Annotated in this window: 17 protein-coding genes; 3 read left to right on the top strand and 14 right to left on the bottom strand. The window is 36.6% G+C overall.

Going from position 1 to position 20,276, the window contains the following annotated elements; translation table 11 throughout:
- Positions 1 to 231: 231 nt before the first annotated feature.
- Positions 232 to 1,161, bottom strand: a complete 930-nt coding sequence (locus tag I600_RS15735; RefSeq protein ID WP_058105509.1) for an alpha/beta hydrolase — start codon at positions 1,159 to 1,161, stop codon at positions 232 to 234.
- Positions 1,151 to 1,888: a M15 family metallopeptidase gene (locus I600_RS15730; RefSeq protein ID WP_058105524.1), complete on the bottom strand. Its 738-nt coding sequence runs from the start codon at positions 1,886 to 1,888 to the stop codon at positions 1,151 to 1,153. The genes I600_RS15735 and I600_RS15730 overlap by 11 nt, the downstream gene beginning before the upstream one ends.
- A gap of 102 nt (positions 1,889 to 1,990) precedes the next feature.
- Between I600_RS15730 and I600_RS15725 the strand changes: the two genes are divergently transcribed.
- Positions 1,991 to 3,763: an arylsulfatase gene (locus I600_RS15725; RefSeq protein WP_058105508.1), complete on the top strand. Its 1,773-nt coding sequence runs from the start codon at positions 1,991 to 1,993 to the stop codon at positions 3,761 to 3,763.
- A gap of 90 nt (positions 3,764 to 3,853) precedes the next feature.
- Here I600_RS15725 and I600_RS15720 read toward each other — a convergent pair whose 3' ends face one another.
- From I600_RS15720 to I600_RS15705, 4 genes are all read right to left on the bottom strand, one after another.
- Positions 3,854 to 4,675 carry a sugar phosphate isomerase/epimerase family protein gene (locus I600_RS15720; protein ID WP_058105507.1) on the bottom strand — a complete coding sequence of 274 codons (822 nt, stop codon included), beginning with the start codon at positions 4,673 to 4,675 and terminating at the stop codon, positions 3,854 to 3,856.
- Positions 4,676 to 4,686: 11 nt separating this feature from the next.
- Complete coding sequence (locus I600_RS15715; protein ID WP_058105523.1) at positions 4,687 to 5,409, bottom strand: gluconate 2-dehydrogenase subunit 3 family protein; 723 nt, start codon at positions 5,407 to 5,409, stop codon at positions 4,687 to 4,689.
- Between the two features lie 4 nt (positions 5,410 to 5,413).
- Positions 5,414 to 7,135: a GMC family oxidoreductase gene (locus tag I600_RS15710; protein ID WP_058105506.1), complete on the bottom strand. Its 1,722-nt coding sequence runs from the start codon at positions 7,133 to 7,135 to the stop codon at positions 5,414 to 5,416.
- Between the two features lie 112 nt (positions 7,136 to 7,247).
- On the bottom strand, positions 7,248 to 8,645 hold the full coding sequence (locus I600_RS15705; RefSeq protein ID WP_082643001.1) for a sialate O-acetylesterase: 1,398 nt from the start codon (positions 8,643 to 8,645) through the stop codon (positions 7,248 to 7,250).
- A 163-nt stretch (positions 8,646 to 8,808) separates the two neighbouring features.
- Between I600_RS15705 and I600_RS15700 the strand changes: the two genes are divergently transcribed.
- Positions 8,809 to 10,161 (top strand): Gfo/Idh/MocA family protein, encoded by a 1,353-nt coding sequence (locus I600_RS15700; RefSeq protein WP_245188904.1) that lies wholly within the window; start codon positions 8,809 to 8,811, stop codon positions 10,159 to 10,161.
- Between the two features lie 2 nt (positions 10,162 to 10,163).
- Here the strand turns inward: I600_RS15700 and I600_RS15695 are convergent, their stop codons facing one another.
- The 7 genes from I600_RS15695 to I600_RS19245 form a co-directional block, all read right to left on the bottom strand.
- On the bottom strand, positions 10,164 to 11,180 hold the full coding sequence (locus tag I600_RS15695) for a LacI family DNA-binding transcriptional regulator (protein WP_058105503.1): 1,017 nt from the start codon (positions 11,178 to 11,180) through the stop codon (positions 10,164 to 10,166).
- 159 nt (positions 11,181 to 11,339) lie between these two features.
- The gene (gene xylA, locus I600_RS15690; RefSeq protein WP_394364960.1) at positions 11,340 to 12,656 is read right to left on the bottom strand and encodes a xylose isomerase; all 1,317 of its coding nucleotides are present in this window, start codon (positions 12,654 to 12,656) and stop codon (positions 11,340 to 11,342) included.
- 10 nt (positions 12,657 to 12,666) lie between these two features.
- On the bottom strand, positions 12,667 to 14,154 hold the full coding sequence (locus tag I600_RS15685) for a xylulokinase (protein WP_058105501.1): 1,488 nt from the start codon (positions 14,152 to 14,154) through the stop codon (positions 12,667 to 12,669).
- A 243-nt stretch (positions 14,155 to 14,397) separates the two neighbouring features.
- Positions 14,398 to 15,030, bottom strand: a complete 633-nt coding sequence (locus I600_RS15680; protein ID WP_058105522.1) for a response regulator transcription factor — start codon at positions 15,028 to 15,030, stop codon at positions 14,398 to 14,400.
- Positions 15,031 to 15,711: 681 nt separating this feature from the next.
- Positions 15,712 to 17,496, bottom strand: coding sequence for a PorP/SprF family type IX secretion system membrane protein (locus tag I600_RS15675; protein WP_058105500.1), 1,785 nt, complete (start codon positions 17,494 to 17,496; stop codon positions 15,712 to 15,714).
- A 65-nt stretch (positions 17,497 to 17,561) separates the two neighbouring features.
- Entirely contained in the window at positions 17,562 to 18,791 is a 1,230-nt protein-coding gene (locus tag I600_RS15670) for a TolB family protein (RefSeq protein WP_082643000.1), read from the bottom strand.
- A gap of 157 nt (positions 18,792 to 18,948) precedes the next feature.
- Complete coding sequence (locus tag I600_RS19245; RefSeq protein WP_156894519.1) at positions 18,949 to 19,092, bottom strand: hypothetical protein; 144 nt, start codon at positions 19,090 to 19,092, stop codon at positions 18,949 to 18,951.
- Between the two features lie 239 nt (positions 19,093 to 19,331).
- Here I600_RS19245 and I600_RS15665 point away from each other — a divergent pair, with 239 nt between their 5' ends.
- A complete protein-coding gene (locus I600_RS15665) occupies positions 19,332 to 19,784 on the top strand; it encodes a ferritin-like domain-containing protein (protein ID WP_058105498.1) in 453 nt (150 codons plus the stop codon).
- A gap of 165 nt (positions 19,785 to 19,949) precedes the next feature.
- Here I600_RS15665 and hpf read toward each other — a convergent pair whose 3' ends face one another.
- Positions 19,950 to 20,252 carry a ribosome hibernation-promoting factor, HPF/YfiA family gene (gene hpf, locus I600_RS15660; protein ID WP_058105497.1) on the bottom strand — a complete coding sequence of 101 codons (303 nt, stop codon included), beginning with the start codon at positions 20,250 to 20,252 and terminating at the stop codon, positions 19,950 to 19,952.
- Positions 20,253 to 20,276: the final 24 nt, after the last annotated feature.

Here is a 20,276-nt window from a genome sequence, read left to right as displayed (position 1 = left end):
GGATTTGAACCTGCGACCACTCGACCCCCAGCCGAGTGCGCTACCGGACTGCGCTACATCCCGAAAAATTTAAAGGAAGAATATCTTCCTGAATTCATATAGTTTTTCAGCTACTTAAGATGAACTGTAGTGCAGTTAATCCTGAGCGTAGTCGAAGGGCTACATCCCGTAACTTCAATGACAATTGCTATCAATGAAAATCAATTTGCAAAAATATAAAAGTAATTCGGTTTATAAACTATTAATCCAATCTATTAGATTAATTGGCCATTTTCTTAAAATAGGATCATCTTGGGCCAGTCCAAAACCATGTCCGCCTTTTTCAAAAAGATACAATTCGCTCTTTGCGGTAGCCTTTACATTAAACATCGAATGAAAATATTCACTGTTGGCTACAGGTACAACTTCATCGTTCATTGCATGTACCAAATATGTTGGTGGGGTTTCTGAATTGATATGAAATTGACTGGAATATTCGTATATCATTTTTTCAGAAGGCTCTTTTCCTAACAGATTATTCCTAGATCCTAAATGGGTTTCTTCACCCATAGTTATTACCGGATACATAAGTACCATGAAATCTGGTCTTGCACTTTCTTTATCTATTTCATCTATTGGTTCATAAACACGGTTATTGTATTTGGTACCTAGAGTTGATGCCAAATGGCCACCTGCGGAAAAACCTATAATGCCTATTTCATTTTTATTTATACCCCATTCTCCTGCCCTACTTCTGACCATTTTAATAGCTCTTTGGGCATCTATTAACGGCACATTATGTTTATCTGTTTGCGTTTCGTCCGAGGGCAATCTATATTTCACTACAATACCGGCTATACCTCTATCGGCTAAAAACTGGGCTACATCGGTTCCTTCCCAATCATAAGCTAAAATACCATATCCGCCACCCGGAAAAATCAACACCGCTTTACCATTAGCTTTAGTCTTCTCTGGCAAGAATACCTCTAAAGTTGGCTTTTGAACCTTACTTATTCTTAGGATATCACGCTGTTCATGTATTTCTTCTATATTAGTTTTTTTTTGATTTGGAATGTTATCTTTTGGCCAAAGATCAATAGTCCGTTCCATAGTTGTACAACCAACTAAATGCAGTGAGATCAGTAGTGAAGTGACTTTAATTGCTATGCTATTATATTTCATTACAATCCCATTTAAAATTTGCTATTGGGTCATTTGAAGCTCCTTGTAAATTATAATGCCACCACTCCGTTCGGGTAGACCAAAAACCATATTTCTCCATGGTTTCCTTTAGCAACTTTCTATTATCCAAAATCTCTTGCGGCAAGTCAAAATTATCATGGTAGGCGCGTTTTCCAAAAAAATCAAAATCCGTTGGCATTTTAACCTCTTCCCCTTCCAGGGTTACCAATGTTATATCTACGGCCCCACCTTTGTTATGAATAGAACCTTTTACCGGATTGGCTACATATTGCGGATTAGGGACTATTTTCCACATTTTATACTGTACGGAATTAGGTCTGTAGCAATCGTAGAACTTTATTTTTACACCATGTTTTTTAAACTCCTCATTTGCCTTTAGCAAAGCCTTCACCGTTTTAGCCCTAGTGTAACATTCGCCACAATCATACACCTTTTCTTTTAAAAAATTATTTTTGGTAGCGTAACGTAGATCATAAGCAAAACCATCGCTATAGTCTGCTAAACGCACAAATGTAGTATCTGCTACACCCTCCAGACTTTTGAATACTGGTTTTTGTATCTTAGGTTCTACGATAGTATCCAATACGGTATCCCCTATTTCTTCCTTAATAGCAGCTGTATTTTCTTTCTTATTCTCTTCTTTACAACTTACGATAAACATAAGTAATGCCAATAAAGACAGACCTAAAACTCTATTCTTAAACATGTTTATATTATTTGTGTTTGAAGATACAGATTTTTGACAAAGGTGCTTTATCTTTAAAATAGTTTCAATGTATAATGACCGAACATCAATTAAAATCAATCTATGGCAAAGAATCTACTTGTAATTTTCATCATTATTTTGAACCTTTCTTGTGGTAAATTATCACGTAACGAGCCAACGGTTAAAAAACCGAACATTATTCTTTTCTTAGCCGATGATCAAGGTTGGGGAGATTTAAGCAGTAGCGGAAATAACAACCTAAGCACACCAAATATTGATGCTTTAAAGACCAATGGAGCAACATTCAATAACTTTTACGTGCAGCCCGTTTGTTCTCCTACCAGAGCAGAAATATTAACGGGCAGGTATTTTACCCGTACGGGTGTTTACGAAACTTCTTCTGGTGGTGAGCGTATTAATATGAACGAAACTACGATTGCCGAAATACTGAAAAAAGCAGATTACCATACTGCTGCTTTTGGAAAATGGCATAACGGCATGCAACCGCCATACCACCCAAATAGCAAAGGGTTTGATGAATATTACGGTTTTGCATCTGGTCATTGGGGCAATTATTTTAGTCCTATGTTGGAACATAACGGTGCGTTGGTAAAGGGTAACGGTTTTTTGGTGGATGATTTAACCGATAAAGGATTGGAGTTTATTGAAAACAACAAAGCAAAACCCTTTTTTCTGTACCTACCATACAATACACCGCATAGCCCTATGCAAGTGCCCGATGAATTTTGGAACAAAATGAAAAACAAGTCTTTAAATTTCTTATCCGACGCAAACGATGATGAAGACCTGCAGTTTACCAAGGCCGCTTTGGCCATGGTAGAAAATATTGATTATAATGTTGGAAGGATTACCGATAAAATCAAAAAACTGAATCTTGAAGACAAAACCATCATTATTTACCTATCGGATAACGGTCCTAACACCTATCGTTGGAACGGAAACATGAAAGGTAAAAAAGGAAGTGTTGACGAAGGTGGTGTTCGTACCCCTTTTTATATTCAATGGACCAAACATATTCCAAAAGGACTGGAACTTAATGAAATAGCCGGTGGTATTGATATCTTACCTACATTATGTGGTTTACTTTCTATACCTTATTCAACAGAATTTCCTGTTGACGGTGAAGACTTGAGCGCTTTACTATTGGGAAATAAATTTGAAAGTAAGGATCGATTTCTTTTTAACCATTGGAACGGAAAAACAAGTGTTAGAAGTCAAAAATATAGACTAGATAATGAAAATAGACTTTATGATATTACTGTTGACAGAGCGCAAAAAAATGATATATCCAATAAGAACCAAAATCTGGTCAACAAATTTCTTGAAGCTAAACGTAAGTGGGAAAACGAAACCATAACTACCACCAAACAGAATGATGATCGCGCTTTTACCTTAGGTTATCCAAAAGCCATATATACTCAACTACCAGCTAGAGATGGTGAAGCCCATGGTACCATAGAGCGCAGCAACCGCTGGCCAAATGATTCTTTTTTCACCAATTGGAATTCTGTAAATGACTCTATTACTTGGAACGTTGATGTATTTGAAGAAGGTAATTTCCAGGTTGAAATGTATTACACATGTCCGCCAAAAGATTTGGGTTCAGTTGTAGAACTAAGTTTTGGTGATAGTAAGATCACGGCTAAAATAATAGAAGCCTTTGATTCTCCTCTTATAGGTAAGGAATATGATCGAGTATTAAGAATGGAGTCCTATGTAAAGGAGTTTAAACCATTGAATCTAGGAATAATTACATTACCTAAAGGCAAAGGAACTTTGACTCTTAAAGCTCTGGAAATGCCAAATAAAGCGGTAGCCGATTTTAGGTTATTACAGTTTAAAAAAGTGGACTAAACTTTAAATATTAGAATCAAGTTAAAGCATATAAAAAAACCTCCTATTTATTTGAAAATAGAAGGTTTTGCATTCAAGTTGGTAGTTGGTTTACTTTAAACTTTTTAAATATTCTAAACTTTTTGGTACTTGAGTAACAACATTAGAAGATTCATCTTCTATAAACATATATTCAATACCTAATTTTTTAGCTTCGGCAACTACACCTGCAATGTCTATTTGCCCAGTGCCCAAAACAACATTAGTATCATCTTCTTCGTGCCCGGTATTATTACCCTTAATACCTTTCTCCATATCTTTAAGATGTAAAAGTGTAAATTTCTTAGGGTATTTCTTCATCAATTCCAACGGGTCCGCACCTCCGTGCTGTGCCCAAAAAACATCTAGCTCAAATGTAAAATCCGTTGCATTTTGTACCATATAATCAAACAAAGTACCTCTCTTATATTTTCTAAATTCATATCCATGCGGATGATAAGCTAAAACCAATCCGTTTTGTTTCAAAACTTTACCGGCTTTATTAAAAACTTCGGTAGCATGTTGGGTCTCTTTTAATTCCCAAGTGTTCCCCTCGTGAGGCACCCAAGCGCACATTACATATTTAGCACCAAAATCTTTAGCATTTTTAATGACTTTTTCAACATCGCTCTCCAAATCTTCAAATGTGGCACCAATACTTACCATATCTAAATTATTCTGGTCAAGTAATGCTTTAAAATCCTCTAACGGCATATCATAGGTATCACCGCCTTCAATCTTACTAATTCCCCATTCATTGATCAACCCTAAGGTATTGGACACATCCATCTTAAATTGATTTCTAAGACTATACAACTGTATACCAACTTCTTGAGAGTGCGCTAAAAAACCACTACCCAAAAGGATAGTGGCAATCATTATTTTTTTTATCATCTTACTACTTTCTATGTAAGTAAATTTCCTTCATCATCCCATTCGGCAATGACGTTTCGTTTACTTTGGTCTACGCATTTTGCAATCCATTCCGGATCATAGGCAACGCCATGTTGATCAAGAACATCTTGCGGTACTCCATCCCACACATTAGGTGTATTCCCTTTATATCCTAAATCCGCAATACCCACTTTAGAGGTGTAATAACCAGTAACGGTCAACCCTCGCATGGTATAGAAAAACTGAATTTCCAATGGTTGCTCGCTTAAAGGCTTTTCCGTGTCATGCCAGCAAATTTCATCGCAGATCTGTTTTTTCTGCTCTAAAGTGGCCGACTTAAATTCCGTACCAAATTCTGTATTGCTCTTATGATCCAACCACATTAAGCCACCCAATAAAATAGGACCCATTTCTGGAATATCTTTACCCATAAATTCAACCAAATCAGGTACCTCTGCCTCTATTGGACCACCATGTGGTTCTTTTGGCGGTAAAATTACTACGCTTAAGGCTGCAATGGTTTCCATTTCATGATCATTGAACAATTGTTCCGCGTTTAATTTTTCTATGCGTTCTAGCTCTGCCGGGGTTCTACCAAAGTACTTTTCACTAGTGGTGGCTATAGTCTCATCTATAGTTTCCCCACTTTCTGTCTTACATGAATTGAAGACCAGACCGGTACCTGCTGCAGCACCTCCAAGTATTATAGTTTGTAAACTCTTTCTTCTATCCATCATTCTAAATATTTTGTGCCTTTAATTGCTCAATGATATAATCTGAAGCTCTCCATGAAAGCGCCATAATGGTCCAAGTACAGTTTTTATCCGCCTGAGAAACAAAAACTCCCGCATCTACGATAAATACATTATCTGCATCATGTAATTGTTGAAACTTATTGGTTACCGATGTCTTTGGATCATCGCCCATTCTTGTGGTACCAACTTCATGAATAATTTCACCTGGCTTATGAAGACCGTAATCTTGATCTTTACCAGGTTTTTCACCTAGGTAATGACCGCCCATGTTATGAATAATCTCTTCAAAAGTATCTTGCATATGCTTTGCCTGATTCTTTTCGTACTGAGACCATTTGTAGTTGAATTTTAAAACGGGAATACCGTATTCATCTACCGTAGTTGGGTCAATTTCACAATAGTTATCAATATTGGCCAAGCCTTCTCCACGGCCACCAAACCCAACAACTGATCCGTAATATTTCTTTACATCATCACGTAGGCTTTCTCCATAACCACCAGATTTTAACCCGAAGTATTTGTTCATAGCATTGGGATCCCAACCAAAACCATAGTTAGGTTGGCCCATACCACCCCAAACTTCAATATGGTATCCTCTTGGAAAATCAAGCTTAGAGTTGTCTCCCCACCAAGGTGAATACACATGCATACCCCCTACACCATCTTCGTTATATGAGGTTTTTCTGTTCATTAAGCCCGGTATAACACCTGCTGCACTTGCCCCGGTAGAATCATGTAAATATCTACCTACCAAGTTACTACTGTTACCCAAACCATTAGGGTGCTGCTTACTTTTTGAATTCAACAAAATTCGTGCAGAACTACATGCAGAAGCGGCCAAGACCACTACTTTACCTCTTAGTTTGTATTCTTTTCTATCTTCTTTATTGATATATGAAACACCGGTGGCCCTACCTTCTTCATTTGTAGTAACCTCACGTACCATGGAGTTTACGAACAATTTCACTTGACCACCGCTCTTCTGTGCCGGAAAAATTAAGCAACTACCCGCAGAGAAATCAGCATAAATTTGACATGACCTACCACATTGTCCACAATAGAAACAAACACCACGGTCATTATTAATTCTTTTGGTCAACATGGAAAGCCTACCTGGTATCACCGGTATGTTAGACTTCTTTGCCCCGTTGATATAAAATAATTCATGTAATCTTGGTTTCGGGGGAGGAAGGAAGAATCCGTCGGGATCATTTTCTCTACCTTCATTGGTGCCAAATACTCCAATTAATTTATCTAATTTATCATAATATGGCTTTACATCTTCATAGCCTATTGGCCAATCATCGCCATGGCCATCACGTGTTTTTCCTTTAAAATCCTTTGGTCCAAAACGTAAAGAAATACGCCCCCAGTGATTGGTTCTACCACCTAGCATTCTTGCACGCCACCATTTAAATTCAGTTCCTTCCGCATGTGTATATGGCTCTCCTTCAACTTCCCAATCTCCCCAAGACATATCCCATTCGCCAAAGGCACGGGTGGTTCCTGCCCCTCTTCTAGGTGAATCATATGGTTGTTTTAATTGCGTCATGGTTTTTGGATCTGCCGGGTCAAAAAACGGACCCGCCTCTACAACAGCTACATTTAAACCTGCATCTGCCAACTGCTTGGTAGCCATACCACCACCTGCTCCTGAACCTACTATGATCACGTCAAAGAGTTCTGAGGATTCTTTTATCTGCATAATTTGAAATTAGTTATTGATTACAATTTAATTTTTAATAGAATAACGACCCCCGTTTTTAGCTGAATAACATTTGTAATTGGACGGACGGATATTTTTGAAGTACAATACTTCACTTTTGATCATTTAACTTCTCTGTCTTAAATGTAGAAGCCGGTAAACCCGCACTATTGTACAAAGTGGCTATATCCGTACTCTTCCAGGCATACCTAACTGCTGTAGGTTTTTTAACCTCTTTGGCACTTACTAATACCGTTTCATTCTTCAATTTTGCTTTAGCCGGAAACCACTCTCCTTGGGCATTGGAAATTTCAAATAGCGTAATTTTTTTTCCTTTATTATACAAGCCATCGGCATGACTAAAATGAACTTCTACTTTATTTCCGTCAATTGTAAAATCTTTGTAAAGAGGTCCGTAAATTTCTTTATCCTCCAAAAATCCATAGTGCTCTTTAAGTGCTATGTTCGCTAGTCTTAACCCTACATCTTGCTTGTTTAAAGGATGAATATCTTCTATAGTGCAGATATCACTGGTCATGACCATACCTGTATTTTTCAATCCCAATGTTCTTCTTTGTTGATCGCGTACCACGCCCCCGGCAAATTCTTGTCCATATTTAAAGGGTGCTATTTGGGCATAATAAAAAGGAAAATCAATGTTCCAGGCATTTCGCCATGAAGTAATCATATTTGTAAAAAGCTTTTGGTAGCTTTCTGCATTTGCCGTATTAGATTCGCCCTGATACCAAATTGTACCACCTATCTTAAATTTGGTCAACGGGGCTATTAAACCATTATACAAAACAGATTTTTCAACGGTAACCCACTTGTTGGCTGCTACTTTTTTATGGGCTTCCACTAAATCTGAATGTGCATCAAAAACAGATTTTGGGGTCCACACTTCCGCACTGGTGGCGCCCCATGCATTATCTATCAAACCTATGGGAATATTCATTTCTTTTTGAAGGTTTCTAGCAAAGAAATAGGCAACCGCACTAAAATCCTGCATGGTTTCGGGAGTACAGGCAACCCATGTACCGCTTATCTCTTCCTGTGGATATGTAGATGTTCTTTTGTTCACTGAGAACAATCTAATATTGGGATAATTGGCATTGGCAATTTCTATGTCCTTATTTGCAATGTTACTGTTTGCACTCCACTCCATATTACTTTGCCCGGAACACAACCACACCTCACCGATCAAAACATCTTTCAATGTAATTTCATTGCTTTCACCCTTAAAGCTAATCTCATACGGGCCGCCTGCCTTTGGCGTATTTACATTGATCTCCCATTTTGCATCATTGCCCGTTTTAACCTTTACAGCTTCATTGTTCCAACTAGTAAACACTGTGAACTCCTCATTTGGATTTGCCCATCCGTACAGCAGCACACTGGTCTCTCTTTGCAAAACCATATGATTTGTAAAAATGCCATGTAAAGAAATTTCAGCTTTTACAAAGGATGTCGCCAAAATGCAAAGCGCGAGCAGGTAATTTCGTAACTTCATTAGATAAAATTATTAATTGATCTAAATATACCTAATTATAACAAACACTAACAAATTCATAAATTTTTAGTGTGATTTTAAATGATTTTGTTAAAATGGATGCTATTTTTACGAAGTTCTTAATATTAAAATTCGCAAAATCATGTCTTCCACACCATCTTTAATGAAACGACGTAATTTTATTAAAGCTTCTTCGGCATCGCTACTTTTTACTTCTATAAACCCGTATAGCTATGATTTTTTTGCCAATGAAAAACCTAAGAAAGTTGCACTAATTGGCACGGGATGGTATGGCACTGGTGATTTATTACGCCTTATTCAAGTAGCCAACGTTGAAATTACAGCACTGTGCGATGTAGATGAACATCAACTAAATACCGCTTCACAATTAGTTGCCGAACGGCAAAAAAACGGTAAAAAACCAAAATTGTATGCAGATTACAGAACCATGTTGCAAGAAAAAAAATTAGACATTGTCCTTATTGGAACACCCGATCATTGGCATGCCTTAACTTGTATTGAAGCGCTTAAACATGGTGCTCATGTTTATGTTCAAAAACCTATTAGTGTTGATGTAATAGAGGGTGAAGCCATGGTTGCAGCAGCTAGAAAATACAATAAAGTAGTACAAGTGGGCACTCAACGAAAAAGCACACCTCATCTTGTAGATGCTAAAAATAAAATTATAAACAACGGACTTTTAGGTACTGTCGGACATGTAGATATGTGTTGTTATTATCATATGCGTGCCAATGGCAATCCACCAGAACAAAAAGTACCGGAATTCTTCGATTATGAAATGTGGACAGGTCCTGCCCCATTACGCCCTTATGATGGCTTACCTCACAAAAGATGGTGGCGTACATTCAGGGAATATGGAAACGGAATTACCGGAGATATGTGTGTTCATATGCTTGATACCGTTCGTTGGATGCTAGACCTAGGATGGCCCAAAAGAATAAGTTCTCACGGAGGCATTTTTGTTGACAAGGACGGAAAATCGAATATATCTGACACCCAATCTGCCGTATTCGAATATTATGATCTTAATTGTAATTGGCAACATAGAACATGGGGAAACCCAGATGATCCAGACTACCCTTGGGCATTCAAAATCTACGGATCTAAAGGTGTACTTAAAGGCGATGTAATGAAGGCTGAATTTGTACCTGTTGATGGTGGTGACACCATTAGGTTCAACGTGCTTTATGAAAAAGATGAATACCCTGAAGATGTAACCGAAAAAGATATTGAATTACATGCCGCACCAGCCACCCGTAGACATATGATCGATTTTTTAAATGCCATTGAAAACAATACAAAACCTGTTGCAGATATTGAACAAGGGCATATCTCTTCCGCTAGTTGTATTTTGGCCAATTTATCTATGGATCTAAAAAGGCCATTAACCTATGACCCAATAAGCAGAACGGTTTTAAATGATCCTGAAGCAACTGCGTTATTGCAAAGAGAATATCGCGGAGACTGGAAACACCCTCACCCAGAAACAGTTTAAGGCTATTGTAATTTTTTAGTGGAATCTCTTACCAGCAAACTGGTTTTCACTGTTTTGGTCTCGTAAGGCAACTCAGGATTTTTAATTCTGTTGATCAGCAATTTAGCCGTTTGTTCACCAATATACTTACCGTGCTGACTAACCATGGTCAATGATGGTGTAACATACTTTGACAACTGCCCGTTCGTAAAACCTATTATTGAAATATCATTGGGCACCTTGTAGCCTCTTGCCTTTACAACTTCTAACACTTGTACCGCAATAAGCTCATCAATACCTATGATACCTTCAATGGTCTTATAATTCAACAAAAAAGACATTAACAGATCCAAATCATCTTTCACCGTTAGGTTAATTACCAATTTGGGATCGAAAGGAATTTCAAATTCCTGCAATGCTTTTTTATAGCCCAACAACCTTAATTTTCCGACACTGGAACTTGATATGGGATTTACTACCGCTATATTTTTACAGCCTATTTGCACCAAGTATTTGGTAATCTTGTAACCGGCTTCAAAATCATCTACCACAACCTTATCACACTGCACATTATCTGACACTCGGTCAAAAAGAACTACGGGAATGTCATTATTAATGATATCGGTGAGTGCATCATGCTTGTCTTCATTCTGACTCTCTTCTGCCAATGACATGATTACGCCATCTACTGTACCGGCATCAAAAAACTCTAAAGTTTTGGTCTCCTTTGCACTAGATTCATTGCTAATACAACTAATGATATTATAACCGCTTTCATTAGCGACCTTTTCAATACCATACAGCACCTGAACAAAGAAGTAATTTAAAATATTGGGAACTACGACACCAATAGTTTTGGTGCTTTTATTCAATAAATTCAGTGCCAACCTATTAGGTTTGTAGTGCTTTTCCTTTGCGTAGGCCTGTATTTTTTCCTTTAGGTCAATGCTGATCTCATGACTATCATTTATCGCTTTTGAAACGGTTGAGATAGACACCTTAAAATGTCCTGCAATATCCTTTAGGGTAACTTTTTTCATAACTTATTCTGCAAAAGAACAGATTTAAATTGACATTTAAATTATTTGCAAAAAGCAAAATGCCCCAAGTTATAAAACTAGGGGCATTTCCTTTCAAATTAGCTTTTCAAAATTGGGCTAACAATCCTCTATTTTTTAGAGGAAATTGAACTAAGAAAACTATATGTATTGATTGATGATGTTCTCAAACAATTCTTGCTTACCACTCTGTAAATCTAACTCTCCGTTTTCACTGGCAATATTGTAAAGATCCTTCAAATCTAATTTACCGTTCTCGAAATCTTTACCCTTACCTGAGTCAAAAGAGCTGTATCTGTTTTCACGCAATTTGTTATATGAAGAGGAAGAAATAATCTTATCCGCAGTGATCAATGCTCTGGCAAAAGTATCTGCTCCGCCAATATGTGCATGGAATACATCTTCTAAATCGGTACTATTTCTTCTAATTTTAGCATCAAAATTGACACCTCCACCTTGTAAACCGCCTGCAGCTAAGAATACCAACATAGCTTCTGTAGTTTCCTGAATGTTGTTAGGGAACTGATCGGTATCCCAACCGTTTTGGTAATCTCCACGGTTTGCATCCATACTACCTAACATACCTGCTTTTGCGGCAACCGCAATTTCATGCTGAAAAGTATGCTGCGCCAACGTTGCATGGTTGACCTCAATGTTCATTTTAAAATCTTTCTCCAAACCATATTCTTTTAAGAAACCAATTGCCGTAGCACAATCAAAATCATATTGATGCTTCATTGGCTCCATAGGTTTTGGCTCAATAAAGAAATTACCCTTAAAGCCTTGACTACGTGCATAATCTCTCGCCATGGTCAAGAATTGTCCCATATGATCTACCTCACGACCTAAATCTGTGTTCAATAAGGACATATAACCTTCTCTACCGCCCCAGAATACATAATTTTCCCCTCCTAAAGCTATGGTAGCATCTAATGCCAATTTAATTTGACCACCGGCTCTTGCCACAACGTTAAAATCTGGATTAGTAGCTGCACCGTTCATGTATCTTGGGTTTGAGAAACAATTGGCCGTACCCCAAAGCAATTTTTTCCCGGATTCCTTCTGTTTTTCTTTCAGGTAATCCGTAATTGTTGCCAATCTTTTTTCAGATTCAGCAAAGGTGGGTGCTTCTTGAATTAAATCGAAATCATGAAAACAGTAGTAATCGAATCCTATTTTATCAAAGAATTCAAATGCAGCATCTGCCTTATCTTTAGCCGCTTGTACCGCATCGGATGATTTATCCCATTCAAAACTCTGCGTACCAGGTCCAAATGGGTCTGATCCTTGACCACAGAAGGTATGCCAATATGCCGTGGAGAACTTAAAGTGCTCACGCATGGTCTTACCCGCTACAACTTGTTCTGGGTTGTAATATTTAAATGCCAACGGATTATCGGATTCTTTTCCTTCAAACTTAATTTTGTCTATACCTTTAAAGTATTCTTTGTTTGCCATTATGTTGATTTTATAAGTTGTTCAATATTAATTCCAATTCATTTTTCCAGGTGGCATACGCGTTTTTATATGCCGTTTTATCTTCTTTTGGACTAAAGGTCATTACATAATCATTATCCAAAACCGTTTTACCAAAAGCTTTAAAATCTCCTTTATGCAGATTGGCCGCCCTTGCTGCACCGATCGCCCCAGTGGTATTATAAATTTCAATATCATAACCAATTAAAGTGGCTACCGTAGTTGAAAATATTTCTGAACGAAATAGGTTATCGTTCCCGGCGCGCATTACATTTACTTTTATTCCGTCAGATTCCATAATTTCCATACCGTAAACAAAAGAAAAGGCAATACCTTCCAATGCTGCACGGCACAAGTGCCCTTTTCCGTGATTGTTCAGATTTAGGTTGATGATCCTAGTACCCACTTCCTTACTTTCCAGCATTCTTTCTGCCCCGTTACCAAAGGGAATCATGGATACCCCATCGCACCCGATCGGCACTTCGTTGGCCAGTATATTCATTTCTTCGTAAGAGGAGACATTTAAATTATTAAGTAACCACCGGTATTGTATTCCTGCTCCGTTAATACAAAGTAATTTTCCTATTCTAGCGGGTTTTCCAAGAGAGTAGTTTACATGTGCAAAATTGTTTACCCTTGAGCTTTCTTTTACAGAAAGATTATCCGTCACTGCATATACAACACCAGATGTGCCGCCCGTTGCCGCTACTTCACCCGGATTAAATACATTTAGGGTCAAAGCGTTATTGGGTTGGTCTCCTGCACGATAAAGAATTGGCGTACCTATTTGTAGCCCACTTTCAGATGCACCTTTTTCATTTACTTTAGATTGTACAGAAAAGGTATCCACAATATCTGGAATCATCTCTTTTTCCAGTCCGTAATGATCAAGTAGAATTTCTGCTATGGCATCACTTTTAAAATCCCAGAATATACCTTCTGACAAGCCGGAAACTGTAGTATTTACCACACCAGATAACTTATAGGCGATAAAATCGCCCGGAAGCATCATTTTATAGATTTGCGCATAGATATCGGGCTCATTTTCCTTTACCCATTTTAATTTAGAAGCCGTAAAGTTAGATGGCGAGTTCAGTAGATGCGAATTACAGGTATTGGCCCCCATTTCTTCATATGCATGTTGACCTATACCCACTGCCCTACTATCGCACCATATAATAGATTTTCTAAGTGGATTCCCTTCTTTATCAATAAGCACTAGACCGTGCATTTGATAGGATATACCGATACCCGATATATCTGATTTTTCAATTTTTTCTTGTGTACATAGTTTGTCAATGCCGCTACAAACATAACGCCACCAATCTAATGGACTTTGTTCTGCCCAACCATTTTTTACAGCCTCCATAGACATTTCTGTCTCTGGTTCAGTAACTACCCCAACGCTCTTTCCCGTTGAAGCATTTACCAAGGCTATCTTAATAGATGAGCTTCCTATATCTAATCCTAAATGGTACATAAATAGTATAAATTGGTTTGCTGTAATAAGTTAAACCAAAAATAAGTACTATCCTTAGCAATAGATATTTAGGCTACGAAAAATTATCGTAACTGAATTTAATTAAATTTAAATTTTTAAATAAAAACCATTAAAGTGTTGATTTGCAATTCTTTATATTAATTTCAAATTACTAATAATTTTCGAAAAGGTTTTCGTATTACCTTTACAATCAAAAGAATAAGATTTTAATTTATACCACTTTTATAGCTGATTTTGTAATTGTTCCAATTTAGAAAGTGCTTCTGATTTAGAGTTAACATCTAACTTTAAATAGATATTCTGAATATGGAAATTTACTGCACTTGGTGTTACAAAAAGCTTTTGGGCAATCATTTTATAAGTAGCTCCTTGACATAAAAAATCTACGATCTGATTTTCTCTTTCTGAGAAAAAAGCAAAGGTTTTTCTATGAAAATTGCTAATGATTTTCTTGACTATATCATTACTCATTGCCGCACCTTCTTTTTCCATACTCTTTAGGGCGTGTTCCAATTTATCCAGGGTCAATGGTTTTGTTAGGTAACCATTTGCTCCTTTTTTGAACGCATTCTTAATCACTTCAAAATCATTATTTTCACTGAACATTACAATTTTGATTTCCCAGTCTTTCTTTTTAAACAATTTAATGGCATCTACGCCGTTCATATCGTTCAATTCTATTTCAGAAAGTACAATTTGAGGTCTTGTAAACTTGAAATCTTTGATGGCATCTTTGGCAGACGTGTAACTGCCCACTACTTCATAACCTTCTATTTCCTCAAAATGATTTCTATAAACGGTATGCAGTGAGGTATCTTTTTCCAATACTATTATTCTAATATTTGAGCTTTTCATAATCTCCATAGTTTTTGAAGCCAATATTCTATTTACAGAATAATGACTACGGTTAGTTTTTAATAATTTCAGAAACCTTTTACAAAGGTTAAAACCACTAAACAACGGACATGTAAATGAACAAATAGTGAAAACTATAAATTCAGTTTTACAAATCAATAGACAAAAGTTGCCCTAAAGAGCAATCAAAAATTGAAAGTTCTTTGCTATTGTTCAGTTAAAAAATCTAATTGAAAAACGGATGACCGCTAACGTCTCAGTTCATAAAACCGAGCCGTTTGCCAAACAGTAAATCTGTGAGATTTTTGAGTTCTAAAAAATTAGAAAACCTGTGAAGAAAAAGATGTGTTTTAAAATGGGAATTGTGTAGGTAATACTCATTCATGGTTGTGGGGGGATTTGGGGTTATACAATTGGGTTTGAATCTTTTTGGTGTTGGAAATATATAAATTAATGCAACATAGCCGTTGAAAACCCATATATTTTCGTTCAACTACCAATTTTTCTTAAAAAATAAGGTAATTCATCGATAGTTAACGTAAAGTTAAAATCAAGAGTTACCACCAATGTAAACCAAATAATAAAGGAGGGGACCCAGTCATCCCCCCGGATAACACCCCTCCTTTTATTGACAATTCAAATCAACCATAAAACCTTAGGAAATTATGGAAACTCAATTCATTATTCTCTACTTATATAATCGTCTTCAAAAGTATTGGATGCTGTTGCAGTTGCTTCGTTCACTTGCATGATCCATTTCTCTTGATTGTATTTACCGTTTAAATCCGTACTTGCAGCCATTTGTGCCTCGTTCTTATAATCATAGTCTGCCAAGTATACATAATATAGACCGTTCTCCTTATTGTAAAATTGCTTTGGATCCAAACCCTTTTCACGTAAATCTTTCATAAATGCATTCATATACTTTGTTTGGCTGTATACGTTTGCGATAACATAATATCCTGAATTCATATCTATTGCATCTGAATCCACTAACATTTTAACAGGCATTTCTTTAAAATTATCTCTTGTTGATGGAAACTCCTTGAAGTTCGCCCTTCTTGAAGAAGTCGATGTTGCCGCTGTAGATGTATTTGAAGATGTTGATGTTGTACCCGTAGCAAATGCATCGGCAGGCTCTGTTACAAAATCTATAGCATCATCCACGATATCATTGTTTACATATGAGGTGTTTTCCTCTACACTAAAGTCTTGTAAAGAGCTTTTAATGGTAGTATCAATATCGTTACGCAACATTCTTACAATTAGCTCAAAACGCTCTTCAAACGCTGCTATTCTTTCACTCTCAATTGAATCTTGACGAAGAATCAGTTCATCTAAGATTATTTTATTTTCATAAGCCAAACTACTTTCTGAAACAGGTGCATTAGAACTACTTTCTTGCTTTCTTCTACTTGCTTTTCTTGCACTATCTCTTTCTTCTATTAAATTGGCTATTTGCTCTTCATAATTTCTTACGATATTATCTATTTGATTGTCCGATGAATTATCTGCTACCGAAATGGCCAAATCATCATCTTTAAACTTATATGCCAATGTAATCTCATGGTTCCAACCAAGGTTGGCATCATCACTTGATAGATCTTTCTCCATTAAATAACCTAAAGACATTTTTTCACTTAAGTTAAAACCTACACCAGCTGCTACACCATATTCTTGGTCTACCGTAGTTTGCAACCAACCATAATTTGGTAAGTCTAATAACATGGAACCAAAGTAGTACAGGCTACCATCATAATTTTGCCCTACTTGAGCCATTGGCATTAATCTCGCATTTTCAAAAAGTCCTCTTGAATGCTCAAATGAATGGGTATATTGAACCGATGCCTTAACACTCTTGGTTGACAAATCGGTCAAAAATTCGTTCGTTGTTTGATTGTATTTTACTAAATCTTCTGCATACAGTCCAAAATCAAAACTACCAAGTGATAGATTGATACCTGGTTGTACCGCAATTTTACTTTCTTTTCTAGCATCTGCTATCTCTGGGTCATCTGTACTTACAACAACTCTATTCTTGTCCAAACCTTGATTAAAGTAAGTTACATTGGTACCAAACGTTAATACAGATTTGTCTCCTAAACGAACAGATGATGCGTAGTTGGCATTGAAACCAAATTCTTGAACCACACCAGACCATTGGCTATATACGCCAATACCTACAGCTGTATGGTCATTTAACTTATTACTGAAACCTAGAAAGTAGTTTTGACTGTTGTCGTCAAAGGTTGCATATTGGTTTCTATGTAGAATGTTCAAATATGATTTGTTCTCACGTACCAAAGAGAATGTTGGGTTTATAAAAAACCTGTTGAAGAATAATTGATTGTGGTAGGTACTACTGGAGCCTAAGTTTGCATTGGTTTCTTGACCTTTTACTGTTTGGACAAGAGCCAATAAAAATAAAGCAATAAGAAAACTACTGATTTTATACGGACTTTCCATAACGTTTGATTTTAATGATTAGAATTGAAATTGTCTATGAATTGGGGGATATGAATAATGGGTGGTTATTCATCTTCAAATACAGAGCTAGAATATTGCATCTGTTTTTCTGAGTTAAAAGCTTCCAAGAAACGATCATCTCTGTCTCTTTCGTTTATAGGTTTATCATTTAAGTTAAATGCTACGTTCTGTGTATGCTTACCTTTTGCAATTCTGTTAGATACCACGTAACCGGAACCATCACCTTGCAATAAGTTTACGGAGTATTCGTCATAAGAGCTGTTAATTGTATTACCCATGTTAACCGCCAGCCCTACACTACGTTGACCAACCTCTACCATGTACACATCTAAACCTCCATAGCCTTCCCTACCGTCAGAGGCAAATACTAGACTACCGTTAGATATAGGGTTAGGGTGAATATCATTTTTAGCGGTATTGACCTTTTCACCTAGATTCTTCGCCTGACCCAACATTCCGTTTTTTTGAATGGTTGCCACATAAATGTCATACTCACCATACGTTCCCGGCATATTAGAAGCAAAGAACAATCTACTGCCATCTGGTGATACGGCTGGGTGCTTTGCCGAGTAATCACCTGGACAAACCGCTACTTCGGTTATTTTTTTCCACTCGCCGCCTACTTTGTCAGCTTTATAAATTTTATGGACTGCTTTTTTCTTGGAGAACATGCCGGTTACGGGTTTACGATATACGGTTTTACTATAGTATGCCGTATTACCACCATTGGTCAACGCCACTGGCGGAGCGTACTCACCTGATGCTTTTTTTGCCGGTGTTTTTGTTGTAGCTGCAAATTCGCTACTCATCTGGTTGTCATCCCACGGTAAAAAATTTCGTCTGTTGTTTGAGGTAAGACGTGGGTGAATAACATTACGGGTCATCTTATAGTCATCTTTAACCAGCTCTGTCCAGTTTTCATCGGCAATCTCGTTTTGTACCTCTTTACCTAACTGAGAAACGGCGTGATCAAATCTTTTTTGGTAACTTTTCTTTAAGGTACCATCTTCAGAAATTTCCATAAGTCTGCCATACCAGTATAAGGCATTCTCGTATTTTTTGGTCAGGAAATTGGCATTACCTAGGTCTTCAAAGATTTCTTCATCTGAATAACCAAGTGATTTTAACTTGTTGTAATTATCTGTGCGGTTAGAAACTTCTGTAACCTTTCTTTCAAGAAAACTGGTTGAAGAATCGTTGTAGGCCAAATCTTGGCCATAACCCATGGTTGCCATACAGGCGAACAAAAGGCTAATTTTAAATGAATTGTTCATAATACTAGATTTTGGGATTTCATACTCCAAAGGTCTAGCAACTCATTCAATTGATTATTAATAAAAATTCATAGGTTTTATCTTATTCTGTAAATTAATAACTTTAATAAATACACATTATTAATTGAATATCAGATGTTTAACTTTAAATTTTAAATTATTTTGACACCTGTTTATTTTTTTTCTTCTCTGAATAATAAGTGTACCCTAAATAGGCCAATTGTAAACCAACGGCCGCCATTTTCAATTTTCTACTTCTTACTAACATTTTTGCTACTCCAAATAGTGGTGATAATCCCATAGTTTTTCTTTTTTAAGTTCGATAACAATGTAAGCACTACCTAGATTTCAACTTAACTCTATCCATATAAAATCTATGCTAAAACCTTCTTTTAGAAGCTAATTCTTAAGAGTTTAAAGCTTAACTGCATACAGCTAAAGTACTATCGTATAACGTCAATGTAAACGCCCGTTTACCCTTAAATTGCCTATAACAGAAATGATTAATAACAGGCATGATTGCCTATTAAATTTAATATTATGAATAACGATATAAAGAAAATTGAAGATAGTCTTAAAGACTTGGTAAGTAAAAATGAAGATGCCATTAAAGGTTTTGAAAAAGCATCTGAAAATTCAAAGGATGTAGGAATTAAAAGTTACTTTGAGAAAAAAATTATAGATCGCATGCAGTTCTTGAAAGAACTTAGAGGTTCTGTTCCTGAATTAGATTTAGGTAGCGTTCAAATTGAAGGTAGCGCAGCCGGTACACTACACAGAACTTGGATGGATGTTAAGGCATTCTTTGCTGAGGATAATGATGAAGCAATGCTAGAGGAAGCAGTTAGGGGAGACAAAGCAGCCATTAACGATTATGATAATGCCTTGGCAGAAACCATGATGCCACACCGTTTAAAGGAAATTATCAGAGCACAAAGAGAACAATTACAGAATGATTTAGAAACCACGGAAGTTCTTGAAGACTATAGATAATCTTATATAATTATCAATAAAAATAGCCCTTGTTTTAGCAAGGGCTATTTTTATACGTAATATTTAATTTTAAGTTCTAGCTGCTTGAGCTCGTTTTTTCCTTAGCCAACTTTTATAGAACTTTTTACCAAAATATAATAACAATGCTTTTTTCATAATCTAAGTTTAATACGTTTTCATTTTATCCTTACGTTTTCTCAACTGTCTTTCCAGTTCACTAATAGATTCGTTTACCGACTCTTCAAAATTTTGATTACTGGCTTCTGCAAAAATTCTAGGACCAGGTACACTTAACCGTATATTACAGATCATACCTGTTTCATCAGAAGATGTGTTTTCTTGCTTTATAAATACATCTGCCCTAATTACATCATCAAATTTTGCATGCAATTTGTCCAGCTTGTCCTTGATATATGTTTCCAACCTGTCACTTGCTGTTACACCATCATACTCATATATAATTTCCATAAATTCTCTTGTTTTTACTCGCCT

It is taken from the genome of Maribacter dokdonensis DSW-8, assembly GCF_001447995.1.
GTDB lineage: Bacteria > Bacteroidota > Bacteroidia > Flavobacteriales > Flavobacteriaceae > Maribacter > Maribacter dokdonensis.
Note: the sequence above shows the minus strand (reverse complement) of the source record. Positions and strands in the feature narration are given on the sequence as shown.